Raw genomic sequence first — 2470 nt, 5'->3', positions numbered from 1 at the left:
CCAGGAAGAACTGGCGCTGCTGATGACCCTGGAGATGGGCAAGCCGCTCGCCGAGTCCAAGGGCGAGATCGCCTACGCCGCGGAGTTCTTCCGCTGGTTCGCCGAGGAAGCCGTCCGCATCGACGGCGGCTACGCGACCGCCCCGAACGGCGCGGGCCGGTTCCTGATCACGAAGCAGCCGGTCGGGCCGACGCTGCTGATCACGCCGTGGAACTTCCCGATGGCGATGGGCACGCGCAAGATCGGCCCGGCGATCGCCGCGGGCTGCACGTCGGTGATCAAGCCGGCCGCGCAGACGCCGCTGTCGATGCTCGCCCTGGCCGGCATCCTCGCCGAGGCGGGCCTGCCCGAAGGCGTGCTCAACGTCGTCACGACGACCGACTCCGGTGGCGTGATGGAGCCGCTGATCCGCGACGGCCGTGCCCGCAAGCTGTCCTTCACCGGCTCCACCGGCGTCGGCCGCAAGCTCTTGGAGCAGTGCGCCGACAAGGTCCTGCGGACTTCGATGGAGCTGGGCGGCAACGCGCCCTTCCTGGTCTTCGAGGACGCGGACATGGACGCCGCCGTCGACGGGGCGATGCAGGCGAAGATGCGCAACATCGGCGAGGCGTGCACCGCGGCGAACCGGTTCTACGTGCAGCGCGGCGTCGTCGACGAGTTCGCGCGGCGGCTGACCGAGCGCATGCAGGCGCTGCCGATGGGCCGCGGCACCGAGCAGGACGTCGTGGTCGGCCCGCTGATCGACCAGAACGCCGTGGACAAGGTGACCGAGCTGGTCAAGGACGCCACCGACCGCGGCGCGAAGGTGCTCACCGGCGGCTCGGGTGTCGACGGGCCGGGCCACTTCTACCAGGCCACCGTGCTCACCGACGTCCCGCAGGAGGCGCGGCTGACGCACGAGGAGATCTTCGGGCCGGTCGCCCCGATCACGCCGTTCGACACCGAGGAAGAGGCCGTCGCGAAGGCGAACGACACCGAGTTCGGGCTGGTTTCCTACGTCTTCACCAGCGACCTCAAGCGCGCGCTGCGGGTCTCGGAAGCCTTGGAGGCCGGGATGATCGGGCTCAACCAGGGGATCGTGTCGAACCCGGCGGCGCCGTTCGGCGGGATCAAGCAGTCCGGGCTCGGCCGGGAAGGCGGCTCGGTCGGCATCGACGAGTTCCTCGAGACCAAGTACATCGCGGTGGCCCTGTGACGGCCTACCGCATCGCGAGCATCCCCGGCGACGGGATCGGCGTGGACGTCACGGTCGAGGCCCGCAAGGTCCTCGACCGGGCGTCGGCTCTCTTCGGTTTTTCGCTGGAGTGGACGGAGTTCGACTGGAGCTGTGAGCGGTACGCCCGGGTCGGCGCGATGATGCCGGACGACGGGGTTTCGCGGCTCTCGGCGTTCGACGGGATCCTGCTCGGCGCGGTCGGCTTTCCCGGCGTTCCGGACCACGTTTCGCTGTGGGGCTTGCTGATCCCGCTGCGCCGGGCGTTCCAGCAGTACGTCAACCTGCGGCCGGTGCGGCTGCTGCCGGGGACGACGTCCGTGCTGGCCGGGCGGAAGGCCGAGGAACTGGAGCTGGTCATCGTCCGGGAGAACTCCGAAGGGGAGTACTCGGCGATCGGCGGGCGGCACAACGCCGGCCGGCCGGACGAATTCGTGCTGCAGGAGTCGGTTTTCACGCGGGTCGGCGTCACGCGGATCATCCGGTACGCGTTCGAACTGGCCCGGACGAGGTCCTCGGCCGTCTGCTCGGCGACGAAGTCGAACGGCCTGATCCACTCGATGCCGTTCTGGGACGAGATCTTCGCCGAAGTCGCGGCGGAGTTCCCCGATGTCCGCAGTGAACAGATGCACGTCGACGCGCTGGCGGCGCGGATGGTCCAGGCGCCCGACCGGCTCGACATCGTGGTGGCGTCGAACCTCTTCGGCGACATCCTGAGCGACCTCGCGGCCGCGATCACCGGCGGGCTCGGCATGGCACCGTCCGGAAACATCAACCCATCAGGTGAATTCCCGTCGATGTTCGAGGCGGTCCACGGGAGCGCTCCGGACATCGCGGGACAGGGGATCGCCAACCCCGTGGCCCAGATCCTGGCGGCCGCGATGCTGGCCGAACACCTGGGCGAAACCGGTGCGGCGCAAGCGATCCGCGCCGCGGTGGACCGGGTGCTCGACGAGGGCCGGGTGCGCACGCCCGACCTCGGCGGCACGGATACCACAGAACGCCTCGGCACGGCGGTGGCCGAAGCGCTGGGCTGAGTTTTTGTCGGTGCCCTCCGGCACGGTGGACCACGAGCCCACCGAGGGGGAGGAGTCACCGATGTGCTTCGAGTGCGAGAACCCGGACAGATCCGGTTACCTGGAACGGCTTCGCGGCGGCGTGGCCGTACGCGGCTGGCTGGTGCAGGGAGTGGAGAGAGCGGGGCCGTACCCGCCGTGGGCCTACACGATCGGCCTGAGCGGGTACGGCGCCGCTCTC

At 69.9% G+C, this 2470-nt stretch carries 2 protein-coding genes; both read left to right on the top strand.

All coding sequences use genetic code 11. The annotated features are described in order from the left end of the window. A partial coding sequence (locus CCN39_RS45270; protein WP_086853072.1) for an NAD-dependent succinate-semialdehyde dehydrogenase occupies positions 1-1195 on the top strand: 1195 nt, incomplete at its 5' end. After that, a complete protein-coding gene (locus tag CCN39_RS45265; RefSeq protein WP_086853071.1) occupies positions 1192-2250 on the top strand; it encodes a tartrate dehydrogenase in 1059 nt (352 codons plus the stop codon). The genes CCN39_RS45270 and CCN39_RS45265, both read left to right, overlap by 4 nt. Positions 2251-2470 lie beyond the last annotated feature (220 nt).

It is taken from the genome of Amycolatopsis kentuckyensis (assembly GCF_002155975.1).
GTDB classification, from domain to species: Bacteria; Actinomycetota; Actinomycetes; order Mycobacteriales; family Pseudonocardiaceae; genus Amycolatopsis; species Amycolatopsis kentuckyensis.
This window is presented reverse-complemented; position numbering and strand designations above follow the sequence as displayed.